Consider the following 20,875-nt stretch of genomic DNA (forward strand, 5'->3'; position numbering starts at 1 on the left):
CCAGCAGTGCGTCATTGTCACCGACCACGTCAGCACCGCGCACGATCGAGCCGAGGTTCGCATACGGATCCGTCACCGTCACGCCAGTCAGCGTCGTGTTGCCGGTGTTGGTCACCGTGATCGTGTAGCTGATCAGCTCGCCGGCCGCATCGGCCGTTCCGCCAGGCACGCTCGCCTCCTTGACGATGTTCAGCGACGGGAGCTGCTGCTGATTCCCGAAATTGACGTTCGCCTCCGTCGGGTCGGCCGCCGTGATCAGAATCGGCGCCGGGTTAGCCGTGGTCCGAGCCCATCCTGCCTGATTGACCTCGCGCACAATGTACGGGTCGTTGTCGGAGTCGGACTTATCAGCGTCCGGTGTGACGGAGAAGCTGTAGGTACCACCCGCTCCAGTAACCGTGGACACTTCGCCGGCATCGAGAATCCCATCGTTGTCCTTGTCGATGAAGATGGTCCAGCCGGCCAGCCCGACTTCGTCGTCGGCGTTGCCGGAAATGTCGTCGATGCCATTGGCATCGCGCACCCCGTCGCCATTTATGTCGGTGAACTTCAGGCCGCTGATTTCACCCGCGATGATCGCGGCCGGGGCTAGCTGGATCGAAGTGGCGCCGGAGCCGCCTATGTCGACTGTCGTCTGAAGCGACCCGCCGGTCCAGGCGTTGGCGCCGTCCGTGGGACCGGAACCCTGATTGGGCACTTGGCCAGGCGTCGCCACGGCCAGGCCATAGTAGATCTCTGCAATGCCGTTGGTCGTGTTCGCGCCGGTATAGGTAAACGTGACGGTGACGTGCCCATCCTTCGACCCCGTACCCGTATAGGTCACGTTGCTGACATTGGTGATATTAGCGTCGACGGTATAGAACATGCCCTGCGTTCCGCCGCCGTTCGTGAACGTGCCATCGGCGGTTGGCGCGATGTACGGATTGGTCGCGTCATTGGGGCCGGGCTGCCTACTGAGGTTGTAGGTTGTGATGTAGGCAAACCCGCCAGCATTGGTGGTCTGCTGGTAGTAGTTGTAGGTGATGTTGAACGAATAGCTCTGTCCATTGATCAAGGGCGTTTGGCTCGATGCCTTGAAGACGAAGACATGCGGAATCACCTCACCCTCGAAATAGTCGGATTTGTTGTCGTTGAGGATGTTATTGTTCCATTCGGGACCGCCTGCATCCGCCCAATGCTGGTAGACCTTGTTGGTGCTTCCGGACGCATCCGTGAACGCGTCTGTCGCAACTTGGTCATCCGCGCTACCCGCTACACCATCGGCGCCGGTCCCGATCGCCGTCAGCAGGAACGTGGCACCCGCCGAGTCGTCCGGATCGACGTACCAGGAAGTCGTGATGCTCCCGTTGGCCAGTCCGTCGAGATCGCCAATGCCGCCGTCAACTACAGACCAAGGGTCGTGCCCCGACCCATCACTGTTGGCGAGCACGTCGTCGAGCGTGCCCCAAAGGCCGTCGCCGCCAGGGTCGCTAACGTGCTCCACCTCAAATGTTACTGAACTGCCGACGGAGAAACCGCTGGCGGTGATCGTGGCCGTACTGCCGGGTGCGTAGTCTTCCAAGTCAGTGGTGACAAGTGGTGCGCTCATTTTCATTCCCCTCATTCATATGCTTCTTACGGGGCGTGCAGTTCCATGAGGCAACGCACGAATGATTGCCGCGAGTGCTTGCGGAGGCAGCCAAGTCGATCGCTTGCTCAACCGCGCCGGCAGGTCAGCGGGCGGTCAGTATAAGAATAAAGTTTTACACAAATCGCGGATTTCCCCTCTCATGGGACCCGTGCAAGGTGTATAAAACTGGAGCCTTCGTCTAAATGTGAACAACACACATATAACAACGCTCTCGCTGTTTGGGCAGTTACAGCGTGGCGGCATAGTACTTCCGTACTAAGGTACAGGGTCAAGCGCATGGACAAGCGGGCAAACATACTTCGCATCGGTGCCTTTGCCGAGGCGGCAGGTGTCAGCGTAGAGACCATCCGTTTCTACCAGCGCAAGGGCTTACTGCTCGAGCCGGACAAGCCACCCGGCGGCATCCGGCACTACAGCACGGTCGATGTAGCGCGGGTCCGCTTCATCAAGTGTGCCCAGCGTCTGGGCTTCAGTCTCAACGAGGTCGCTAGTCTGATTGCAGTGGATGATGGCTCGAATTGCGACAAAGCGCGTGAGATCGGGGCGGCGAAGCTCGCCGATGTGCGCGCCCAGCTTGCTAATCTCCATTGCATTGAGTCGGAGCTGGCCAACTTAGTTCACCAATGCTGCGTGAAGCGTCACTCAGTGTCTTGCCCGTTGATCTCGGCGATGCAGAAACAGAAATAGGGTGGCGGTTTCAAGGCTGAAGCGCAGCGGGTCATTGAATTGACGTGGCGCTTGACGGGACGATGCCAGTGTTTTGGCGAACACCTCCAGCGGTGTGTGCCACGCGTGCGTGGGGTTCTGTCGCAATAGCGGTGCCAGGCAAAGCAGGTTCGCGTCCTACGCGTCGCTCTCAGAAAGCCAGCGAATAAAACTTCGTTGCCGCGGACGGGGCGTGACCAAGACAGTCCATCTGCCCTTTCCTGATCATGGCATTGTTTCGATGCCGGCAATCAGCGCTCGCGCGCAACGGAAACACTTGAAGCCGAGCATCGGCCTCACGATACGTGTGACGGCCCGATGGTCCTGTTCGACGATCACTTGAAGTGTGAAGACAGGAACAGGCTGTATTGCGCCGACCGCCGCGACGCAGGTAAGCAGGTGCAATGTGTTCATTTGAACGATGGTAGGACCCGTATAAGTCGTCGGTCTATCCGCTGGATCGTCCCCCAATTTGGAAGGAAGTATGAAATGACCGATGACTTTGATCACCTGTTCGCGAGCAATCGGGACTGGGCAATTGCCACCGAGGCGCAACGGCCGGGGTTCTTTTCTCGCCTCGCACATCAGCAGAATCCAAGATACATGTGGATCGGATGCGCGGACAGCAGAGTGCCTGCCAATCAGATCACCGGTTTCGATCCGGGCGAAGTCTTCGTGGACTTCCCCGAGCCCTGTCGCGAAGGTCCGGGGACGCCAGTCCTTCGACATAGCCAAACGCGAATAGTCGTTGGCGAAACACAGAACGATTTCGCGAGGTCGTCGCGGTGTCGAGCGAGCTGAAAAAAAGGACGCCACTGCGCGGGATCTTCGACTGGGGCTGTCCGCGGCTGAACCGGGGCGCGACAAGCAAGCCGATGCCACCTGCCGATAGAACACTGCGGCGCGTGATCTCGATCAGGGCTTCGCCATAGGCTGCCCGTTCTTGCCCACCTTGCTCGAACTCTACGATGCGGCGTCCAATCTCCCAGTAGGTCGCTGTCATCAGGGCGTTGACGCTGCGCGCGGCAGCCCGGCGGGACTGGATCTGGCAGGTCACCAGCGCGGGACGTCATTCCTGCCGCCCGATCGGTGCGAATTCTTCATGTCGGGCTTCCAGTTGGGCGTCAGGTCTGAGGTTCCGCCCCAGCATTGCCCCTTGTCTGGCAACTCCTCATAAGTCCACATCACGCACTCGGTGTCGTATTTGCACTTGAATTCGCAGTCCCCCTGGCTCGCCACCTTTCCGTAGTAGATGGCTTCCGGGGACGCGCAGCGCGCGGGGCCGATGATGTCCCATCGGTCGGTGCCGGTATAGCGCGTCCAGTCATGGGCGTAAGCCCTGTGCACCGACACCGCGGTCGGCTCCTTCGGTGGAGGCGGGCAAACCAGGGCGCCGCTCTCGATGGTCCGCAGCAGGGTCTTCTTCTCTTCCAGCGTCCGGGCGAGTGCCGTCAGCGACTGTTGGATGGTCTCGGCCTGCCGGATGTCGTGGCGGTCGAACACCGGAACTTCGGCCGTCTCCTGCGCATCCTCCACGAGATCGCGAACCCTCTCCTGAAATGCCTGGAGGGGGTATTCGAGTCGATACCGGAGAATCGGCTGCAGGTCCGTCAAGAATCGCTTCGCGACGCGCACCTGGACGATCAGTGCGCGCAATACGCCTTCCTTGCGATTCAAGTCTGCCCTCAGTTCCTGCAGCCGGCGCGCCTCGGTCCCTCTGAGGTTGATCCTGGCATTCAGGTCCGTGAGTTCCGCCACCGCCAACGAGTACTCGGTGTTGACCGTTCGCAGTTGGAGCGTGGTGTCTTCGATGGCGCCGACGACGCCACTGCCGGTGAGGTCCGCCGCAACTTCCCAGTTGACGCATTTCGGATCGGTCATTCCCCACCCGGCTTGCTGGTTGCACCAGATCCGTGTCTTGTGGCGGGCCCAATATCCGGCCAGCTTTTCCTCCAGTTCAAGCCGCTGCTTTTGCAGCAGGGGCAACCTGGCTTGAACCTGCGCGTATTTCGCTGACAACTCGCGGGCCTGTGCGTCGGCACCCAATTCCGCCGTGTACGCATCGGTGATCTGCGAGACCACCTGTTTCAGCTGCTCCTGGTTCTGCGCCATGGCGCTGTCGGCCACGGCGACCTGGCGCTCGAAAGTCCGTTCCAGCGAGGCAACCGTCGAACGCATGCCGCTCAGGATGGCCTCGGTACCGGCGACGTCGCCCCGCTCCATCGCCGCGGCCGCCAGGAGCAGGGCATTCACCGTGTCCTGCGTGCGTTGCAGCTGGCCCTGGCCCTGCGCCGGCACGGCGAACAGCAGCAAGGCCTGCGCCGCGGCGACCGCGACGATGCGAACCCAGCGTCCCAAGCGCGCCGTGGGTCGACCGGGGAAGGGTGAGCGGCCCATGCCCTACGCCAGGACGCCGGCTGCGGACCGCGTTGTCATGCGGCGATCTTCAGGCGATCTGTGTCGTCCTTGGCGAGCTGGATGTCCTTTTCGACGACATCCAGTTGCTTAACCTCTGCACCGATCTTCTTGGCGAGATCTGCGCTCAGCGACTTCGCGAGCTTGCGGGCTTCCTCGATGCTCGGATTGCGCATGAACGTTTCGTCCATCTTCTTCCCCACCGCTTCGATCGCTGTCGAATACTCGTTGCAGACGATTTGCAATGCCATCCACTTGGCGCTCAGCTGGAGGAGGTCGAGCTGAAACCATCCGGCGGAGTAGTCCTTGATTCGCATCGCCTCGGGCTGGTCCATGAGGTCGGTGATCAGCTCGGTCGTTTCGCCCCTGCTCAGGTTCTTGCAGCCCAGTGCAATGGCCGTCCAGAATTTCCTCAGCTGACCAACGATCACGTGGATTTCCCGCAAGGCGCCAATCGCCTGCTGCAGGGAATCGACCGCTGCCTGCGCAAGATCGGCCGTCACGCCTTCGTTCTGCATCTGCTTCGTCAGCTCGGCGACCTCGGCCAATGCATCCCGCTGTTCTTTCTGGAGTGCCATCAACATGTCCAGGTACTTTGCTTTCTCCTTGGCATAGTTCGACGCGATCTGCGCGTAACCGTCCGTCGAGTTGCCCAGGCTTTCGCCAGTCGTCTGGAGCGCCTGGCCGACGCCGGACACGACTGAGGCACCGGTGCTGTTCTCCGCAGGCGCCGGCGGTCGCGCGGGGGTGCTTCCCTTGAGCTTCAGGAGATCGGCCTCGGCCTTGGCGAGGCTTTCCTTGGCAGACTTGTGCTTCTCTTCCGCTGCCTTGTGCTGCGCCTGCACCTCCTCGACGTCCACGGAATCCTCGATCGCCTTCGCATACCGCGCGGAGGCCTCTCGAAGCGCCGCCTGCGCGGATTCGAGGCTGGCCTTCGAACGGGACACGGCCTCTTCGGCTGCGACCCGTGCCTTGTCGTCCACGACCGGGGCGGGCGCGGCAGGTGGAGGCGCGACTGGCGAGGGCGGATTGCCGGCCTTGTTCTGTTGGGGCGTAGGCAGGCGCGACTCGGCCAGCGCCGCGGCAAGCTCAGTCCCTGCGCGCAGCGGTGCCGTCTTCAAGGCCAGGCCAGCCGAGATGCCGGATCCGATGCCCTGCATGATCGAACTCGTCAGTCCCATGATGAAGACGCGCGTGTCCGCGGTCGCCTGGGCGGCCTTGGCCTCTTCGTACCGGGACTCGACCTTTGGAAGCTGCTCGGCTATCTTCTCGCTCAGCTTGAGCATCCGATCGTGGCGCTCTTCCGCCTTGCGTTGCCGGGCTTCAGCCTCCAGCTTCTTGTCGTGGTTGAAGTCGCGGGTTGAAACGGTCGCCTTGAGAACCTCGAGCGCTTCCCCGGACATGCCCTGGAAGCGCGTCTCGAGCTGGCTCGCGGTCGTCGTCATCTCCTTCGCGATCTGCTCGCAGCGCTTGAGCACGTTGACAGCCTTGTCCTCCTGAAGCCTGTAGAGGAAGCGGAAGGCCCGGCCCAGGGCGCCAAGCACAACCCCGGAACTCTCGCCAAAGACCACCAGCGCGCTGCGCATGTCGTCCGCGGCGGCGCCCAGTTTCGCCTGCAGGTCGATGACCATGGCCAGCAGGGACACCTTGGTGTCAGGGTGCCTGAAGCCGGAGACGCCGCAAGCGGCAATGTTCAGCAGGTCGTCGGATCGCTCCAGGCCGCTGACGATCTGGTCGATCTTCAGCGATTGGACCAGCCGGTCCCTGGCGATCTGGACCAGCGCGCTGTCGCCAGGTGGCCCGGCGATCACGTCGTAGGTCACCTTGTCAAGCACCACGATGGCATTCGCTTGTTGCGCGCTTGAAGTCACTGCGTCACTGCTCATGGGTTTTCCCAGTTCGTTCAGTTGGAGGGCTTGCTTTTTTGCGCGCGCTTCACGCATTCGGGATCGCGGGGGGGGGGCGCGCCGGCGGATGCAGCTCGGCGCTGCCGAAGTAGGTTACGGTGCGGCGGCCCCAAAAGGTGAAAATTTGTTAGGTGTTACCCCTCTTGTCGATGCGGACTTCACCGCTCAGGGTACCGCGTACTCAACTTATCGAGGAAAGCATGGACCTCAGCACCTGGAAGAGAAAGCACGGCGAGTGGACCTCGGCGAGAGATCGACTGGGAATCAAGTCCGGCTACGTGAAGGATGTGAGCATTGGAGATTCGATCGACAACGTATCCAACGAATGGAAGAAGTCGCTCGACAAGCTGCAGAGCGCTCTGCGCGAATTGATAACGGACATCGGGAAGTACAAGGACGCCGTCAGGAAAAAATATCCGGAGGCGGTGGACTGGCTGGAGAAGAACCTTGAAAAGAGCGCAATGGACCTGGAAAAGGAGGCCATCAACGCCTTCCAGAACGCGGATGCCTGCGTGAAGCAGATCGAGATCTTCAAGACGGAACGCGCCAAGTACTCGTTCCCCGACGGCGACGCTTTCCTGAAAGTCTGGCGCAACCTGAAGAGTCCGCAAGACTGGCCGACCGACTCCGCGCGCCTCTATGACCAACTCCGGGCCAGTGCCAATCGTTTTCGCCGCTTCGCGACGGAGATACAAGGCTACGCCAGGAACATGACGGTCGTGGTGCCGGGAAAGGTGCAGGCCGGGGATTTTCTCGAGGAGGCCGAGCGCATCCTGGGTGAGTCCGATGCCCTGCTCGATCTTGCAGAGACGCAGCAAGTGGGCAGTGAGGCCTTCCAGGACAAGGCGCGATTCTGTCGCGACACCTACGTCATCATCGAATACGGGGTGTCGCAGCTCGCCGAGAATGCCAAGCGCTATTCGGGGATCGAGAAAACCGCGAAGCCACGCATCCTTTTCCCTTCCAGCGGCTGAAGTGCCCCTCGCAAGCCAGCGCGCCCGGTGGGTCGATGCGCCTGGCCGTGCGCGTTCCCTATGTTTGCATCGTTGTGGAAGGGGCTCGCCGTGTACGTAGACAAGCAGGCGTTCGTCGACGAGGTCAGGCGGGAATACGCGACCATCAAGGGCCAGAACATCTGGGCGAAGAAGTACTTCGAGCAGGAAATGCCCAGCGACAGTGGCTTGCACCAAGCCGAAGTCAGCGCCCAGCGCTGTTGGGCGCTCTACACCGCCAGCCGCGACAACGCACTTGGGTTTCTGCTGCTCGGCGAGGTGAGCATGCGCAGCAAGATCGCGCTGGTGCAGAACTTCGGGCTGAACTCGGCATTCGGGCATGAGGACGACGAGCCCTGGCTCAGCCCTTGGCTGGGGTCGGAGATCAAGAACCCGCTCGAAGCCCAGGCCCATCTGTCGAATATCGATCCTGCGACGCTCGATGCCCGCAAGCACGCCCACCTCGGAGGCTTGCAGGGGCCCGGGAGCATCCTGAGCGATCGGCTCTGGACGCCCCTCATGAACGACGCGTGGCTGCTGGGCGGTGTTCACAAGGAGCAGAGCTTCCACCTGGTCACAGAGGGGCTCGGCGAGCAGAAACTCGTCGCGGCAATGGATGCCTTGCGGGACCAGGCCCTGCTTGAGCAGACCCGAGCCGATCCCGGTGCCTCGCCCACGTCGAACAACGCCACCTTGCAGGTGTTGGTCCAGGAGGTCTGGCGCCAATGGTTCGTCGACAACCCGCAGTACCTGTACGAGAGTTGGGGGCCGCGCGTGCTCACGCGCGAACTGCTTGGGCTGATGAGCTTCGGCTACCAACCCATGTTCACACGACAGGAACTGGGATTTCGCTGTACCGACGCAAGGCGTGCCGCCGACGCCACGATCAGTGCCTATTCGGATGCACTCGACCGACTCGGTCTGCACAAGGGCAATGACCCAGCCGCGCGCAGCGCGGTGCTACAGGCGCTATCGGCCTGGCTGTTCGCTCGCGACGACGTGCTGAAGTGATGTGCCGTTCACCGCGGGCGGCCGCGGGGCTTGCCATGGCACATCGCGTGCGCTCCGGGGGCGTTTTCATCACGATCGCGGGCATGAAATCCGTTCTGCTGCTGCAAGCCGCCGGCAAGGGCCTCGGTGGCGGATTCAAGGTCAGGCGCCTGCTGCCTGCCGCGAAGCGCCGTTCGGTCGGACCTTTCGTCTTCTTCGACTTCGGCCCCGCCACCGAGCAGCCCGGCAACGCGCACGACGTCGGTTTGATGTTGCGCCCAACGCATCGATGACTCCGCTTTCGATGGCCACATCGTGCGCGCGCGTCAGGCCGGGAAATTGGGGGTGCCAAGTCGCCAAGCGACGTCTCGATGACCGAATCTTCGGCGACCATCAGCAGATTGAGCCTGATGCTTTGCAGCACCATGGCGGGCGGCACGGCGGTCCAGTTGATCTCCACCGCGCACAGTGACGGATCGTCTCCGGGCTTGCCGCGGCTCGCAGTATCTTTCGCCATCGAGGATCCTGACTCTGGAGCTGCCCCACATGGCCGATGGAAGCGGTGGCGTTGCCCCTACTGCCCTCGCCCCCTCCGCTGCAACCGAATACCAACCTGCATCATCTGGGGGCCAGCAACGATCGCGGCGACCTACAAGGACCGCTGGCAAATCGAGCTGCTTTCAAATCGCTCAAGCAGAAATTGAATATCAAGACCTTCGTGGGCACGTCGGCTAACGCGGTCAGGACGCAGATCTGGACAGCACTGATCGGCATGCTGCTGCGCGCACGCCGGCAAAGCCGTGCGCCATCACGATCACCGGCGGGCACTCGCCCTGGCCGGGCAACAGCAGCGTGCCGGCACAGCACAGGTCCTTGCTCTCGAAGGAGGAATCGATGTTTTTCATCGTCGCGGCGCCCCGGTTCACGTCGCAAAAAACGAATCCTCAATTTCGATGTGCGGAATGTGAGACAGGAAGCGGGCTCACGCGTGAGTTCGTCGAGCGACCCGCAAAGGCAGCTGACGCTGGCATCCCGAAGTTCATGCCAGTAAGTCGGAATTCAGCAATGGGCCCGTGGCAGCTGCTCACCCGTATCCAAGCCGACATCCAAGCCGACATTCAAGTCAGCCGTTCTGCTCTCAGGCGGCCGCGACGACGCGCGCACCGGGATTGGCCCGGGTAGTGCATGGCTTGCGCGGCGCAGCAGCGGGTGTTCGCGGATTGCGCCACGACGGCCCGAGCCTTCGTCATTGACTGCGCATCTCATCGGGCGCATATTGCTTGCCCGAGATTTGCAACAGAAAACGGAGGTGCGGCGATGACAACGATGGCGAAGCCGACGATCGACGGTGTTCGGGAGCGCGCTCGCGGGCAGGTGATCACTCCCACCGACGACGGCTACGAAGGGGCGCGCAAGGTCTACAACGGAATGATCGATCGGCGGCCCTCGGTAGTGATACGTGCGGTCGACGTTGGCGACGTGATGGCCGGGGTCGACTATGCGCGTGAGAATGGCCTCGACCTGTCGGTGCGCGGCGGGTCGCACAGTGTCCCTGGCTTCGGAACGTGCGACGGGGGCGTCGTGATCGACCTCTCGCAGATGAAAGGCGTGCGGGTCGATCCGAATCGCAAGACGGCGCGGGCAGGCGGCGGGACCCTGTGGGCCGACTTCAATCACGCGACGTACCCGTTCGGCTTGGCAACGACCGGTGGAATCATCGGCTCGACCGGCATCGCCGGGCTGACACTTGGCGGCGGCATCGGCTACCTTACGCGCGGGTTCGGGCTGTCGCTGGACAACCTGCTCTCGGCGGATGTCGTAACGGCGGACGGACAATTCCGCGTGGCGAGTGCCGCGGAGAACGAGGATCTTTTCTGGGCGATCCGCGGCGGAGGCGGCAACTTCGGCGTGGTGACCTCGTTCGAGTACCAGCTGCACCCGGTGAAGGACATTACGGCAGGCATCTTCTTCTATCCGATCGAGAAGGTGCGCGAGGTGTTGCAGTTCTACCGCGACTACGTGGCGAAAGCGCCGGAGGAAATGGGGCTGTTCCCAGCGTTCCAGATTGCCCCGCCACTGCCCTTCATCAAAGCAGAGGACCATGGCAAGACGTTCATTGCGATCGTCTCGTGTTGGGCCGGGCCGACGGACAAGGCCGACGCGGAACTGGCAAAGATACGCGGCGCCGCGCCGGTCGTTGCGGAGATGGTCGCGCAGATGCCGTACTACGTGATCAACGGCCTTTTCGATGTGTTGCTGCCTCCGGGCCTGCAGCACTACTGGAAGGCCTCATTCGCGACCGAGTTGACGGATGGCGCGATAGAGGCCCACGCCCGGTTCGGGCCGCAGGTGCCGGTGGTGAACTCCACGATGCACATTTACCCGATCAACGGAGCCTGCCACCGGGTGAAGCCGGACGCGACCGCATGGGGCCATCGCGACGCGAGCTTCGCGACCGTGATCGCTGGGATGTGGCCGGATCCCGCTGACAACGCCAGGAACACGAAGTGGGTGAAGGACTACTACAAAGCCCTGGAGCCCCACTCGCAGGCAGGTGGCTACATCAACTTCATGGCCGAGGACGACCAGGGCCGGGTCCGGGACAATTTCGGACCGCACTACGACAAGCTGGCGTTGATCAAGCGCAAGTACGACCCGGGCAACCTGTTCCACATGAACCAGAATATCCCGCCGTAGCATGGTAGTCGGCGCGCGACGCGGGTGGCATCTGAATCGTCCACCTCGGATTTAGCGTGGCGTCGAGTGACTGCTCCTGGCGCTAATGGCGAACCACGGCTCCTGCCCGCGAGCGCGGGCACACCGGCGCATGGACAGCCCGGCACTCGTCCTGACTTTTGAGGGGCAACTGGCAGGTCGGTCAGGAAAGTGACCGTCCGGAGTGCGCCGAGGCTGTGTAGAAACACACTTGCGCGCATCGAAGTCGAGAGCTCTGCCGCTGCGGACGGCATCCCGTGCGACGACGCGCCACGGCGTCCACTGAGGCCCTCGTAGCGCTTCGTTGAAGCACGAATGAAGGCATCCAAGGGCCTATGCCCCTGCCAATCGCATCGCCTTCATCGCTCTAACAATACCCAACACGCTCGTCCCGCGCTTGAGTTTGTAAACCAGCACATGCAGACTCATTTCAGTGTCGACGTGCACCCGAATTGATCGCCCTTGGCGGGTGCGCTTTGAGCGCGCCTGACGACTGCGGCGAGGTCCCTCGTCGGTGCCAAGCCAGAGGAATCAGGTAAGAAGAAGCGGCATGCCAGGGTCGCCCTTCTGCATTGCGCGCTGATAGGCCTCCCGCCCTGCGATGCGCTGCAGGTAAGTCAGGATGCTTGGATATGACGTGAGGTCGAAGGGCATGAAGTAGCGCATCGTCGTCAACGAGAAGAAGGTCATGATGTCCGCGGCGGTGAAGCTCTCGCCGGCCAGGAATGGCGCATTGCCGAGTCGCTTCTCGATCAGCGCGAACGCACCAGCAAGTCGGCCGTTCAGACGCGCGGCGATGGGGTTGTCAGCCGGCACGTTCAGTCGGCGCAGGATCATGTTGCGACCCATGTTCGGCTGGAAATTCCCGTTGGCGTAGTGCCACCAGAAGATGTAGTCGACGTAGTCCGGGTGGTCCGGTCCGAGCGTCAGGCGGCCATCGCCGTACTTCGCAATGATGTATTCCACAATGGCGCCGGACTCCGCAAGCAGGAGATCCCCGTCGCTGATCACGGGCGCCGTCCCGAGCGGGTGCAGCGCGACGAGTTCCGGGGGTGCCAACGCGGTGACCGGATCCCGTACATAGTGCTTGAGTTCGTACGTCAGGCCGAGTTCCTCGCAGAGCCACACGATACGCTCTGATTGCGATTTGCCGAGATGGTGGATGGTCAGCACGGTGCTTCCTTCAAGATGGGACTCTCGATCATCGCAGGGTACGCGCTTCAAGCCTCCGAGGACGCGGCGATTGCGCAAGACCGGCCGTGACTGCTGCCAACCGACCGTTTCGCATCGCTGTCGCCGAGGTCATGTGCCGCTACTGGTACGAGACATTGACTGGAGTCGCCGCCATTCGTCGTGGGTCTCGATCGTGATAGGAAGAGTTGTCACAATAGACGCATTGCTGGATTGAGTTCGTCTTGCGACTTGCGCGTTGTTCAGGGTCGTGAATGCGTGAGCCGCAACGCCCGCATCGGCGCGCTAGACGCCGCGCGGCACACCTGTGGGAACCGCGGAAACGCCAGTCCTCCCGCTTGTATCGTCTCGAAGAAGCGAGAAGGACAGATCTTTCCGGGGCCCATGGCGCGCCTCGTATCAGAAAATCCTGCGCATGGTCAATTCATCGCGACCCACCAGGAGATGCAGCGCCGGCCTCCTCATGTATCGCCGCAGCGGGGGCGTGCTTGAGGTGCTGCTGGCCCACACAGGTGGGCCGTTCTGGGCGAAGCGCGACCTCGGCGCATGGACCATTCCGAACGGCGAATTCCGGGGGGAGTCCGAGGACCCACTGGAAGCTGCCAAGCGCGAGTTTTCGGAGGAAGCAGGCTTCGCAACCGGCACCCGCTGGGTCAGCCTCGGCGAAGCACGGCAACGCAGTGGCAAGCTCGTCTTGGCCTGGGCCTTCGAGGGCGACTGTGACCCCGCAGCTTTGGTCTCCAACACCTTCGAGATGGAATGGCCACCGCGTTCGGGACTGATGCAACCCTTCGCAGAAATCGATCGCGCAGCATGGTTTTCGGTCGATGCGGCGCGCGTACATATTCTCGAAGCGCAGATCGTTTTCATTGAACGGTTGCAGGCGCTGCTCGACTGAATTGGTTCGGTCAACTATGCTGCATCCGCCACTCACTCTTGCCGACGGTCAGCGTATCGCAATGCCCGAGATTTCGCGATTGGCCTTGGCTGAGGGGCGACTTCGCGTGAGACCGGCACACCCCTTCGTGACCGCCTGGGCATCGTTGAATATGGCCTTCGCCCCCTCACTGGTGGAATCGTGGGTTCCGGCGGCCGTCGGACAAGGCAGTGACGATGGAGGTAGTTGTCGCGTGTCAACGACCGCTTCCATATGTCGCGAAATGTCGTTCTTGGGCTCAAAGGAGCCTTCGCCGTCCTTTCCAATTAATTACCGCTTACCTCTGACTCGGGAGCGTGGCGAAGACTACAACCGCGCGGTGCGTTCGCAGCGCATGGCGAGCATGGGTGTGCCACTACGGCGGAAAGGCGTCGATGCGTGGCCCCGCAGGCCAGCGATCTGGCCGAGTGCAAAGGCGGCGGTAATGCGACCGACGAGATGCGCCGCACGAGTGGGCGCGCGGGCGCGCACTTCCTGGACGCCGGCCAAGGTGATAACCATAAAGGTTCCGCCCACGAGCAAGGCCGACGCTGCGATGGTCCAACGATTCGCCCGCAAGGCGGGCAGCAACACACCCAGGCCCATCAGGAGCTGGCAGGTGGCCCAGGTCTTCAGTCGCTTTGCACCCTGCAGCAGCCGCGCGACGAGCAGCGTGGAAAGCGCCGCCGTGACGCCGAAGATCGGCCACGCGAGGCTGAACACACGCGGGTCGTCCACCACGGTGCGCGCCAACACTGGAAGGAAAGTAGCTGGAAGGATGTAGCCGAATCCCATGATCCCGTAGCAGACGACCAGCCCGCGCGTGGCTCCGCCGACACGCGAGCCGCCGCCTTCGGTTCGCGATGCGGCGGCGCCCATGGGGGGCGGCAGGCGTGCGATGACCCAGAACGCGGGCAGCGCGAGCAGCAAGGCCAAGCCGCCGAGTTGCATCCACAACGCAACGGAACGGACGCCCGCCGCGACCGCGAGCAGGCAGTGAAGCCCGGCGATCGCGATGCCGCTGCCGGCTCCGGCGTAGACCCAACCGCTCGTGCGGCTGCCGCCCTGTTGCGCAAGAGCGCCCAAGCACCACACGCTGGTCGCGACGAACACCCAGGCTGACGCGGCACCCGCTAAAAAGCGCAGCGGCAGCCAGACCGCGGCCAGAGGCCAAGCCATCGCGGCGGTCAATGCCGCCGTTGCGAGCAGCGCCAAGACAGCGAGCGCCCCAGCGCGCAGCGGCATGCGGGCGGCGGTGAGCGCGCGCGCGAGATAGCCCGCGTAATTGGCGGCGGCCAACCAACCGCCTCGCTCGACGTCCAGCAGGTTCTCGTCCAACATCAACGGCAGCAACGGTGTGAAGGCGAACCGACCAATGCCCATCGCTGCGGCAAGTGAAAGCGCTCCGGCCAGGGCGAGCAGCGCGGGATTGATGGGGCGCTCTTGCGCTGTCATGGCCACGCATTGCATCGAGAATCGAAGGCTCACACAAATGAATAAATCTGGAGCATCGTTCCCGCAATGAGAAGCATCGACCTCGACAGCTTGGACATCTTTCGCACCGTGGCGACTGAAGGCGCGGTGATCAGGGCGGCGCAGAAGCTGAACCGCGTGCAGTCGAACGTGACCACGCGCATCAAGCAACTCGAGCAGCGCCTTGGCCGCCCCCTGTTCCGCAAGCAGGGCCGCGGCTTGGTGCTGTCACCCGAAGGCGAACTGTTGCTGTCCTACGCGCAGCGGCTTTTCCGCCTCGCAGACGAGGCAGAGAGCGAGTTGCGCACGGGCCGCCCGATGGGCGTACTGCGCATCGGGTCGCTCGAGAGCACAGCTGGCAGCCGGCTCGCGCCCGCGACGTGCCCGGCGTGCGGAGCGCGGCAGACCTGATGGGCATGAGCATGGTGGCGTTCGCCACCGGCTGCTCCTACCGCAAGCGGCTGGAAGACTGGCTGAGTGGCTCGGCGCTAATGCCCGCGCGGACACTGGAGGTGGCGTCGTACCAGGCCATGATCGCGTGTGTGGCGGCCGGAACAGGTTTCGCAATCGTTCCACGCTCGCTGCTGGTGTCCCTCAAGGCCGCAAAAGAGGTGCAGCAGCACGCATTGCCGGTTCGGGTACGTCGCAATCACACGCATCTGGTGTGGAACGGCACGCCGTCAACCGCGCTGCTGCGTCTCCAGGAACTCATAGTTGCGTAATGAGCTGCGCGCGGCATGCGGTGCGGCGCTGGCAGCTTCCAATCGGTTGAAGGCGCGCTTCAACGAGGCGGAAGATCGCATCGGCACCCTCGCGCGGCCGTTGCACACTCAAACCCACCGCTTTCAAGCGCGCCCGAGCCGCCGTCTCCAGGACCGAAAGCAGGACGCGGTTCACGACGCCCTGCTCGCTGGGACGACTGTCTTGGTGCGGGTGACGTATTCGACCAGTGCTTTCAGCTTTGTCGGTTGGTCATGCCTGCTGGGGTAGTACAGGTAGAACCCCCGGGAACGTCGGCGAGAACTCCGTCAACACGCGCCTGAGCCGTTTGGCGCGGACATAGGGTTGCGCCAATTGCTCGAAGGTGTAGGCCAGTCCAACGCCCTCGAGCGCCGCCTCCACGCCGAAAAGCGTGTCGCCGCTGGTCAGATTGCCCCGAACTTCGTAATCAGCCACGTCGCGGTGTGCAGTCAACAGGAAATCCACGGTCTGCCCGAGTTTGTCGACTGCGCGGTACAAGTACCTCCACTGGCCGCCCACCAGCACGCAGGTCTCGTCGACGCGCCAGGATGGACCGACCGGCAGCTTGCGCCGGCGCAGCACCGCCGCCAACACCGGCAACACCTTCATCGCCAACGGTTCACCGTGGCGTGGTCGACCAGTACACCACGCTCGGCCATCATCGCTTCGATGTTGGCGCAGGCTCAATGGGTAGGCCGCGTACCAGCGTACGCAGACCAGCATCACCTCCAACGTGAAGTGCAGCCGCTTGATCACACGGCGCAGTGTCGAATTCGCCAACTGGATGTGCAGCGGGACCATGGGGACATTTTCGCCGGTCGGCCTGCTGCGACAGAACCCCATGCAGGGCCTGAGGGGGAAGACGGCAAGTCCGATTGCATCTGCGCGGCACGCCAACAGAGTGCGAATCCAGTTCCTTTCACTGGCGCGTTCACTCGTCGTCCACGCTGTCCAGGGCGATGCGCAGCGCCTGCACGCCAACGGCCACAACCAGCCCGGTCAGAAAGATTCCGCACAGTCCGATCAAGATCGCCAACAACCGCGTGAAGGCCGCCCTGGGAACCAAGTCTCCATAGCCGATGGTTAGTCCGGTGACGAAGGAGAAGTACAGCCCGTCGCCCAGTGGCCAACCTTCCAGCTTTGCGACAAGCACGCCCAGCAAAGCGGTGAGCACGAGCAGCGCCGACAAGATGGGCCAGACTATGCCCAGCCCGCGCCAAAGTTCATGGATAAAGCGACTCTTCAGTGTCTTCGAATTTGTCATCTGGTACTCGCTGGCCCTGGTAGGCCCGTGACTTGGCAACACGGTTTTGGATCAGGCCCGTGGTTGCAGCGGATGCGGCATGGCTCAAGCACTGCGATCGGCCATCCTGCCAAGCTCGCCATGTCAATCGCATCCCCGACTTCAAACTCCCCCAACCTGTGGACATCCAAATTCCTCCAGGCACGCCAAGGGTTGCATCATATTGATCGGTCACGCGTCGGCAGTATTTCCCGCGCAGACGAGACCCCCGATTGACACACGGCTGCCGCTGCCCCTATGGTCGGCCTTCCAATCGCTGGTCGACGTCATGGCAACCTTTTCCCCATCTTGTAGTGCTGCCGAGGCGCTAGCCCGACTTCAGGAGGGTAACGAGCGCTTCATGCAGGGTCGCGCTCGCTTTCCCACGGTCCAGAAGGAGGTCTTGGCCGAACTTGCCAAGGGCCAGCAACCTTTTGCCACCATCCTGGGTTGCAGCGACAGCCGGGTCCCGCCTGAACTCGTGTTCGACGCCTCCTTTGGCGAGTTGTTCGTCATTCGGGTGGCGGGCAACGTCCTTGGGCCGAGCATCTTCGGTACGCTGCAGTACGCGGCCTCGCATCTGCATACGCCACTCTTCGTTGTGCTGGGACACGAGGGTTGTGGCGCGGTGGAAGCCGCCATCGGTTCTCGGTTCCACCGCACCAGGCAATTGAGCAGGATCGAGATCCTGCTGGAGAACATCGTGCCGGCGCTTGAAGGGCTCGACGACTCGCAACCTGCCGCGACGCTGCTCCACCAAGCCGTGGAAGCGAACGTGCGTCACACCGTCCAGACTTTGCGCAACACCCCTGAGGCCCAGGCGCGCGAGCGCGAAGGCCTGATGAAACTGGTCGGCGCCGTGTACGAGTTGGAGACGGGGCGTGTCCGCTTCCTGGAGCCCGGCGATTAGCAATGGGGCCGCCGCCAAGGCCGATTCCTCAAGCGACGGGGATCCGCCGGCCCCGCGAGGCGCAGCAGCGCCCATCCGGATGAATCCGTGACGAGGATTCCGCAAAGATGCGATCGTCGCGACGCTCGATGCCTCAAAGCCAACCCGGCACGGCCTCAACATCGGCATTCAGCAGGCGGCGATGCCGCGGTTCGGCCTGGGCATCGCGCCCATTCTTGTGACGCAGTTGCTGAAGGTCGTGGAGTGGCACTGGATTTTTGCAATCGTCTCGATCCCCGGGCTAATAGTGGCGTATCTGCTGTACCGCGTGCTGTGCGACACCGATGCGACCAAGGCGGCGCAGCACACGTCGACGCATGACGCGAGCGAGCGCTGGACCGAAGTTTTCAAGTACCGCAACATCCCCCTCAACATGGTCGGCATGCTGTGCTGGCTCACCTGCCTGGTCGTGCTCAGCGCGCTGCTGCCGAGCTACCAGATCGACTCCCTCAAGCTCTCGGTCGAGCAGATGGGCTTTGTACTCTCGGCCATTGGCTTTGGCGGCACGCTGGGTACGCTGGTGATGCCCGGCCTTCCGATCGTTTCGGCCGCAAGCCGATCATGCTGATCTCGGTAGTCGGCGCGTCGATCGGGCTTCACTTCCTGATGGCCACGGGTGCCGAGCAGGCACGCCTGTTTCTTTGGCTGATGGTGACGCTGTGCTTCGTGTTCAGCATGATCTGCCTGACCGTGGGGCCGCTCAGCGCAGAGTCAGTGCCGGCCAAGCTGATGTCGACAGCATCGGGCATCGTGATCGGCGTGGGCGAAATCTTCGGCGGTGGTATCGCGCCGGTTATCGCAGGCTACGTCGCGCAGACCTTTGGCATCCAGTACATCATGCACTTGGCCGCTGTTGCGCTCGGCGTTGGATTCATCGTTGCGCTGTCGAAGGAAACCGCGCCCGGCAAGACAAGTTCTGAACCCGCGGTTGGCTCGCCAGCGAGCATTTGAGGCAGGCTTGTGGACCGGGTTGCCCGGTATCGAACCATCCGCCCGCGCAGGGCCTTGGGTGAAAGGGCGCCTTGGCTGGCACTCAAGCGCTAGTCGAGCTTCCACGGGCTACGGGCGGGGCATGAAACCACTTGGAACTTGTCCGTAAATCATGTTGACGTCGGCAGGTACCTTGCGGAAGGCAATGATGGCAGCGGCGAGGTGGTTGACATGTAGCACTGGCCTTCGACGACCGGCGCCACGAAACCTGCCCAACGGCCTTGCGCGTCGCGGGTCGGCAGGCTCGTGTCGCCAGGCTCGAAGTCCTCGAAATCCTGCAGGACGACGTGCACTTCGGTGGCACCCGGCGCCCAGACGCGAAACGTCGCGCCGCCGGCCACCAGGGTCGCGCCCAACGGCGTGTCGGGGGTCACGTTCTGCATTGAAGCGGGCATGGTGTGGCTCCTTCTCGCTTGCGCCGTCGGGGGTCACGAGGTCAATGGCCGGTCAACCGATCGACCATCGCCTTCACGGCGCTCAACTGCACGCCACTTCGGACCATGAATGTCGGACCGGTGTACGGCGCGCCGAACAAGCTGCCCCACCAGTCCCAGCACCCTTTCGGATTGAAGGGCAGCACCGGGCTCTTCATCGCCTGCGGATAGAGCACGATGAGGCGGTTGGTGTCGGCCCAGCGATTGAAGCCGACCGACCCGTAGACCGCGGGGCCGACGCTCTGCGCGCCTTGCAGGCAGCCGTGGAAGACGACGTGCACGGCACAGCCAGCGCCACTGGCGGCGCAGGCGGTCGGGATGTAGACGAAGCCCAACGGGTCGAGGCTCGTCGCCGCGCTTGCGAACTCGCGCTGGTCGAATGGCCGAACGGTGGACGACAGCGCGGAGGCCGGCGCCTTCAAGGGGCCGTGAATGTGCTTCAGGATCTCGCGCGGCTGGTCGTAGCGCTTGCCGTGGACCAGGCAATGCACGATGTAGGGATCGCGACTGGCGCCGCAGTCGTCGCTGGCCGATGGTGCGATGAAGGCATGCCCGGCGGACAGGTCGATGACGTAGGCGAGACGGCCCGTCGGCACTCCGGCCGCGCGGTAGAAATCTCGCGTCGCTGCGGTGGACGGTAGTCCGACCGTCGAATCCTTCCTGCCGTGAAAGAGGTAGACCTTCTGCCTGGCGATGCCCGACAGCGGATCGAGTTGACCCGCCGCCTCAAGCTGTCGTGTGGTCGCCCATGCCAGCGAGCCGGACGGGCTGCCCGTCATGCACGCTTGCACATTGCCGAACGCAGTGTTGGCGCAGTTGTACGGGCCGCCCGCGATGCTGGCGACGCCGATCACGCTGCCCGAGAACGCGACCGCGTACTGCACCGCCATGAAGGCGCCGGACGACAGGCCGGAGACTGACGTTCTCGCGCCATCGGCATGCAGCGCGGGCAACGCGTCGGCGGCGCCGGCGGGCCCCGAATTGGCCGCGGCGAGCGACATGAACAGCGAACACAGACCGAATCGGATGCGACGCATGGAACCTCCGTCGATGGTGACCCGGGCAATCTATTGTTGCGATGCAGCACGAAGGAGCTTAGTGCTCCCGGCGGGGTTCGCATCACCCGGTTTGATGACGAAGATCGATGAAGTCTCGTGCGCAAAGCACAGCGAAAGGGCTTGCCTGTGAGCGATCGACCCCCGGGCACGCTCGGCGCCAGATGCCATGGACCGCATCTTCACTGGAATCCGTCCACCACCAGGTGCAGCGGCTTGCCACGACCCTTCATTCTTGAGCAATTCGATGAACAGTTCAGTACAAGGCACCCTGGTAAGTCGTATACCAGGAGCCCACCCCTGGGCGTTGACAGCCGAGGCCGTGGAGATCGACTGGCGTTGACCGGGCCGCTCGATACGGGGGGTCTTGCCCTTTGGCGCTCAGGTGTTGCCGTGCACGGTGTCGGCGCGAAATCCGGATTCGTCCCAGAAGCAGACTTCGCCCCCGCTTTGCCTCGCAGCCGCAGTGACGCCGGGAGGAGCGAGACGA

19 protein-coding genes and 7 pseudogenes are annotated in these 20,875 nt (G+C 62.9%); 14 read left to right on the plus strand and 12 right to left on the minus strand.

What is annotated here, in order from left to right; translation table 11 throughout:
• A partial coding sequence (locus tag WKW80_RS22720) for a DUF7507 domain-containing protein (RefSeq protein WP_340365845.1) occupies positions 1-1,588 on the minus strand: 1,588 nt, incomplete at its 3' end.
• A 318-nt stretch (positions 1,589-1,906) separates the two neighbouring features.
• On the opposite strand from WKW80_RS22720, the gene WKW80_RS22725 reads away from it, so the two are divergent.
• Positions 1,907-2,317 (plus strand): MerR family transcriptional regulator, encoded by a 411-nt coding sequence (locus WKW80_RS22725; protein WP_340365846.1) that lies wholly within the window; start codon positions 1,907-1,909, stop codon positions 2,315-2,317.
• A 169-nt stretch (positions 2,318-2,486) separates the two neighbouring features.
• Here WKW80_RS22725 and WKW80_RS22730 read toward each other — a convergent pair.
• Positions 2,487-2,680: pseudogene (locus tag WKW80_RS22730) on the minus strand (DDE-type integrase/transposase/recombinase); the annotation flags it as partial.
• 144 nt (positions 2,681-2,824) lie between these two features.
• Between WKW80_RS22730 and WKW80_RS22735 the strand changes: the two are divergent.
• Positions 2,825-3,013: pseudogene (locus WKW80_RS22735) on the plus strand (carbonic anhydrase); the annotation flags it as partial.
• A gap of 232 nt (positions 3,014-3,245) precedes the next feature.
• Here the strand turns inward: WKW80_RS22735 and WKW80_RS22740 are convergent.
• The 3 genes and pseudogenes from WKW80_RS22740 to WKW80_RS22750 all read right to left on the minus strand — a co-directional run.
• Positions 3,246-3,395 (minus strand): annotated as a pseudogene (locus WKW80_RS22740) (DUF1016 N-terminal domain-containing protein); the annotation flags it as partial.
• On the minus strand, positions 3,389-4,732 hold the full coding sequence (locus WKW80_RS22745) for a GumC domain-containing protein (RefSeq protein ID WP_340365847.1): 1,344 nt from the start codon (positions 4,730-4,732) through the stop codon (positions 3,389-3,391). The gene WKW80_RS22745 and the pseudogene WKW80_RS22740, both read right to left, overlap by 7 nt.
• 35 nt (positions 4,733-4,767) lie before the next feature.
• The gene (locus tag WKW80_RS22750) at positions 4,768-6,636 is read right to left on the minus strand and encodes a hypothetical protein (RefSeq protein WP_340365848.1); all 1,869 of its coding nucleotides are present in this window, start codon (positions 6,634-6,636) and stop codon (positions 4,768-4,770) included.
• A gap of 221 nt (positions 6,637-6,857) precedes the next feature.
• On the opposite strand from WKW80_RS22750, the gene WKW80_RS22755 reads away from it, so the two are divergent.
• From WKW80_RS22755 to WKW80_RS22770, 4 genes and pseudogenes are all read left to right on the plus strand, one after another.
• Positions 6,858-7,631, plus strand: coding sequence for a hypothetical protein (locus WKW80_RS22755; protein WP_340365849.1), 774 nt, complete (start codon positions 6,858-6,860; stop codon positions 7,629-7,631).
• Positions 7,632-7,721: 90 nt separating this feature from the next.
• Positions 7,722-8,660 carry a hypothetical protein gene (locus tag WKW80_RS22760; RefSeq protein ID WP_340365850.1) on the plus strand — a complete coding sequence of 313 codons (939 nt, stop codon included), beginning with the start codon at positions 7,722-7,724 and terminating at the stop codon, positions 8,658-8,660.
• A gap of 83 nt (positions 8,661-8,743) precedes the next feature.
• Positions 8,744-8,902, plus strand: a pseudogene (locus WKW80_RS22765) (pirin family protein); the annotation flags it as partial.
• 369 nt (positions 8,903-9,271) lie between these two features.
• Positions 9,272-9,426 (plus strand): annotated as a pseudogene (locus WKW80_RS22770) (transposase); the annotation flags it as partial.
• On the opposite strand, the gene WKW80_RS22775 reads toward WKW80_RS22770, so the two are convergent.
• A complete protein-coding gene (locus WKW80_RS22775) occupies positions 9,380-9,544 on the minus strand; it encodes a hypothetical protein (protein ID WP_340365962.1) in 165 nt (54 codons plus the stop codon). The pseudogene WKW80_RS22770 and the gene WKW80_RS22775 overlap by 47 nt on opposite strands.
• Before the next feature lie 412 nt (positions 9,545-9,956).
• Here WKW80_RS22775 and WKW80_RS22780 point away from each other — a divergent pair, with 412 nt between their 5' ends.
• A complete protein-coding gene (locus WKW80_RS22780) occupies positions 9,957-11,336 on the plus strand; it encodes an FAD-binding oxidoreductase (RefSeq protein ID WP_340365851.1) in 1,380 nt (459 codons plus the stop codon).
• Positions 11,337-11,885: 549 nt separating this feature from the next.
• Here the strand turns inward: WKW80_RS22780 and WKW80_RS22785 are convergent.
• Positions 11,886-12,527 (minus strand): glutathione S-transferase family protein, encoded by a 642-nt coding sequence (locus WKW80_RS22785; RefSeq protein ID WP_340365852.1) that lies wholly within the window; start codon positions 12,525-12,527, stop codon positions 11,886-11,888.
• Between the two features lie 433 nt (positions 12,528-12,960).
• On the opposite strand from WKW80_RS22785, the gene WKW80_RS22790 reads away from it, so the two are divergent.
• A complete protein-coding gene (locus tag WKW80_RS22790) occupies positions 12,961-13,443 on the plus strand; it encodes an NUDIX hydrolase (RefSeq protein WP_340365854.1) in 483 nt (160 codons plus the stop codon).
• 345 nt (positions 13,444-13,788) lie between these two features.
• Here WKW80_RS22790 and WKW80_RS22795 read toward each other — a convergent pair whose 3' ends face one another.
• Positions 13,789-14,916, minus strand: coding sequence for a YbfB/YjiJ family MFS transporter (locus WKW80_RS22795; RefSeq protein ID WP_340365959.1), 1,128 nt, complete (start codon positions 14,914-14,916; stop codon positions 13,789-13,791).
• Between the two features lie 66 nt (positions 14,917-14,982).
• Between WKW80_RS22795 and WKW80_RS22800 the strand changes: the two genes are divergently transcribed.
• From WKW80_RS22800 to WKW80_RS22810, 3 genes are read left to right on the plus strand one after another with little or no spacing between them, the layout of a single operon-like run.
• Positions 14,983-15,345, plus strand: a complete 363-nt coding sequence (locus WKW80_RS22800; RefSeq protein ID WP_340365855.1) for a LysR family transcriptional regulator — start codon at positions 14,983-14,985, stop codon at positions 15,343-15,345.
• Positions 15,345-15,656, plus strand: a complete 312-nt coding sequence (locus tag WKW80_RS22805; protein ID WP_340365856.1) for a LysR substrate-binding domain-containing protein — start codon at positions 15,345-15,347, stop codon at positions 15,654-15,656. Before WKW80_RS22800 ends, WKW80_RS22805 begins: the two co-directional genes overlap by 1 nt.
• Positions 15,649-15,924: a hypothetical protein gene (locus tag WKW80_RS22810; protein WP_340365857.1), complete on the plus strand. Its 276-nt coding sequence runs from the start codon at positions 15,649-15,651 to the stop codon at positions 15,922-15,924. The genes WKW80_RS22805 and WKW80_RS22810 overlap by 8 nt, the downstream gene beginning before the upstream one ends.
• A gap of 180 nt (positions 15,925-16,104) precedes the next feature.
• On the opposite strand, the pseudogene WKW80_RS22815 reads toward WKW80_RS22810, so the two are convergent.
• Together WKW80_RS22815 and WKW80_RS22820 are read right to left on the minus strand one after the other, a co-directional pair.
• Positions 16,105-16,476 (minus strand): annotated as a pseudogene (locus WKW80_RS22815) (IS6 family transposase); the annotation flags it as partial.
• Positions 16,477-16,606: 130 nt separating this feature from the next.
• The gene (locus WKW80_RS22820) at positions 16,607-16,939 is read right to left on the minus strand and encodes a potassium channel family protein (RefSeq protein WP_340365858.1); all 333 of its coding nucleotides are present in this window, start codon (positions 16,937-16,939) and stop codon (positions 16,607-16,609) included.
• A 421-nt stretch (positions 16,940-17,360) separates the two neighbouring features.
• Between WKW80_RS22820 and WKW80_RS22825 the strand changes: the two genes are divergently transcribed.
• From WKW80_RS22825 to WKW80_RS22835, 3 genes are all read left to right on the plus strand, one after another.
• A complete protein-coding gene (locus WKW80_RS22825) occupies positions 17,361-17,867 on the plus strand; it encodes a carbonic anhydrase (RefSeq protein WP_340365859.1) in 507 nt (168 codons plus the stop codon).
• A gap of 166 nt (positions 17,868-18,033) precedes the next feature.
• Positions 18,034-18,474, plus strand: a complete 441-nt coding sequence (locus WKW80_RS22830) for an MFS transporter (RefSeq protein ID WP_340365960.1) — start codon at positions 18,034-18,036, stop codon at positions 18,472-18,474.
• Complete coding sequence (locus WKW80_RS22835; RefSeq protein ID WP_340365860.1) at positions 18,468-18,857, plus strand: MFS transporter; 390 nt, start codon at positions 18,468-18,470, stop codon at positions 18,855-18,857. The genes WKW80_RS22830 and WKW80_RS22835 overlap by 7 nt, the downstream gene beginning before the upstream one ends.
• Positions 18,858-19,129: 272 nt before the next feature.
• Here WKW80_RS22835 and WKW80_RS37365 read toward each other — a convergent pair.
• Positions 19,130-19,291, minus strand: a pseudogene (locus WKW80_RS37365) (hypothetical protein); the annotation flags it as partial.
• Positions 19,292-19,332: 41 nt separating this feature from the next.
• The gene (locus WKW80_RS22845; protein ID WP_340365862.1) at positions 19,333-20,367 is read right to left on the minus strand and encodes an extracellular catalytic domain type 2 short-chain-length polyhydroxyalkanoate depolymerase; all 1,035 of its coding nucleotides are present in this window, start codon (positions 20,365-20,367) and stop codon (positions 19,333-19,335) included.
• Between the last annotated feature and the right edge of the window lie 508 nt (positions 20,368-20,875).

It is taken from the genome of Variovorax humicola (genome assembly GCF_037889915.1).
GTDB classification, from domain to species: Bacteria; Pseudomonadota; Gammaproteobacteria; order Burkholderiales; family Burkholderiaceae_C; genus Variovorax; species Variovorax humicola.

Bases quoted from the DNA above. Each gene is read 5' to 3' on its own strand.
- WKW80_RS22725 (WP_340365846.1), top strand. From the start codon at position 1,907: ATGGACAAGCGGGCAAACATACTTCGCATCGGTGCCTTTGCCGAGGCG.
- WKW80_RS22745 (WP_340365847.1), bottom strand. From the start codon at position 4,732: ATGGGCCGCTCACCCTTCCCCGGTCGACCCACGGCGCGCTTGGGACGC.
- WKW80_RS22750 (WP_340365848.1), bottom strand. From the start codon at position 6,636: ATGAGCAGTGACGCAGTGACTTCAAGCGCGCAACAAGCGAATGCCATC.
- WKW80_RS22755 (WP_340365849.1), top strand. From the start codon at position 6,858: ATGGACCTCAGCACCTGGAAGAGAAAGCACGGCGAGTGGACCTCGGCG.
- WKW80_RS22775 (WP_340365962.1), bottom strand. From the start codon at position 9,544: ATGAAAAACATCGATTCCTCCTTCGAGAGCAAGGACCTGTGCTGTGCC.
- WKW80_RS22780 (WP_340365851.1), top strand. From the start codon at position 9,957: ATGACAACGATGGCGAAGCCGACGATCGACGGTGTTCGGGAGCGCGCT.
- WKW80_RS22790 (WP_340365854.1), top strand. From the start codon at position 12,961: ATGGTCAATTCATCGCGACCCACCAGGAGATGCAGCGCCGGCCTCCTC.
- WKW80_RS22795 (WP_340365959.1), bottom strand. From the start codon at position 14,916: ATGACAGCGCAAGAGCGCCCCATCAATCCCGCGCTGCTCGCCCTGGCC.
- WKW80_RS22800 (WP_340365855.1), top strand. From the start codon at position 14,983: ATGAGAAGCATCGACCTCGACAGCTTGGACATCTTTCGCACCGTGGCG.
- WKW80_RS22805 (WP_340365856.1), top strand. From the start codon at position 15,345: ATGGGCATGAGCATGGTGGCGTTCGCCACCGGCTGCTCCTACCGCAAG.
- WKW80_RS22820 (WP_340365858.1), bottom strand. From the start codon at position 16,939: ATGACAAATTCGAAGACACTGAAGAGTCGCTTTATCCATGAACTTTGG.
- WKW80_RS22835 (WP_340365860.1), top strand. From the start codon at position 18,468: ATGCTGATCTCGGTAGTCGGCGCGTCGATCGGGCTTCACTTCCTGATG.
- WKW80_RS22845 (WP_340365862.1), bottom strand. From the start codon at position 20,367: ATGCGTCGCATCCGATTCGGTCTGTGTTCGCTGTTCATGTCGCTCGCC.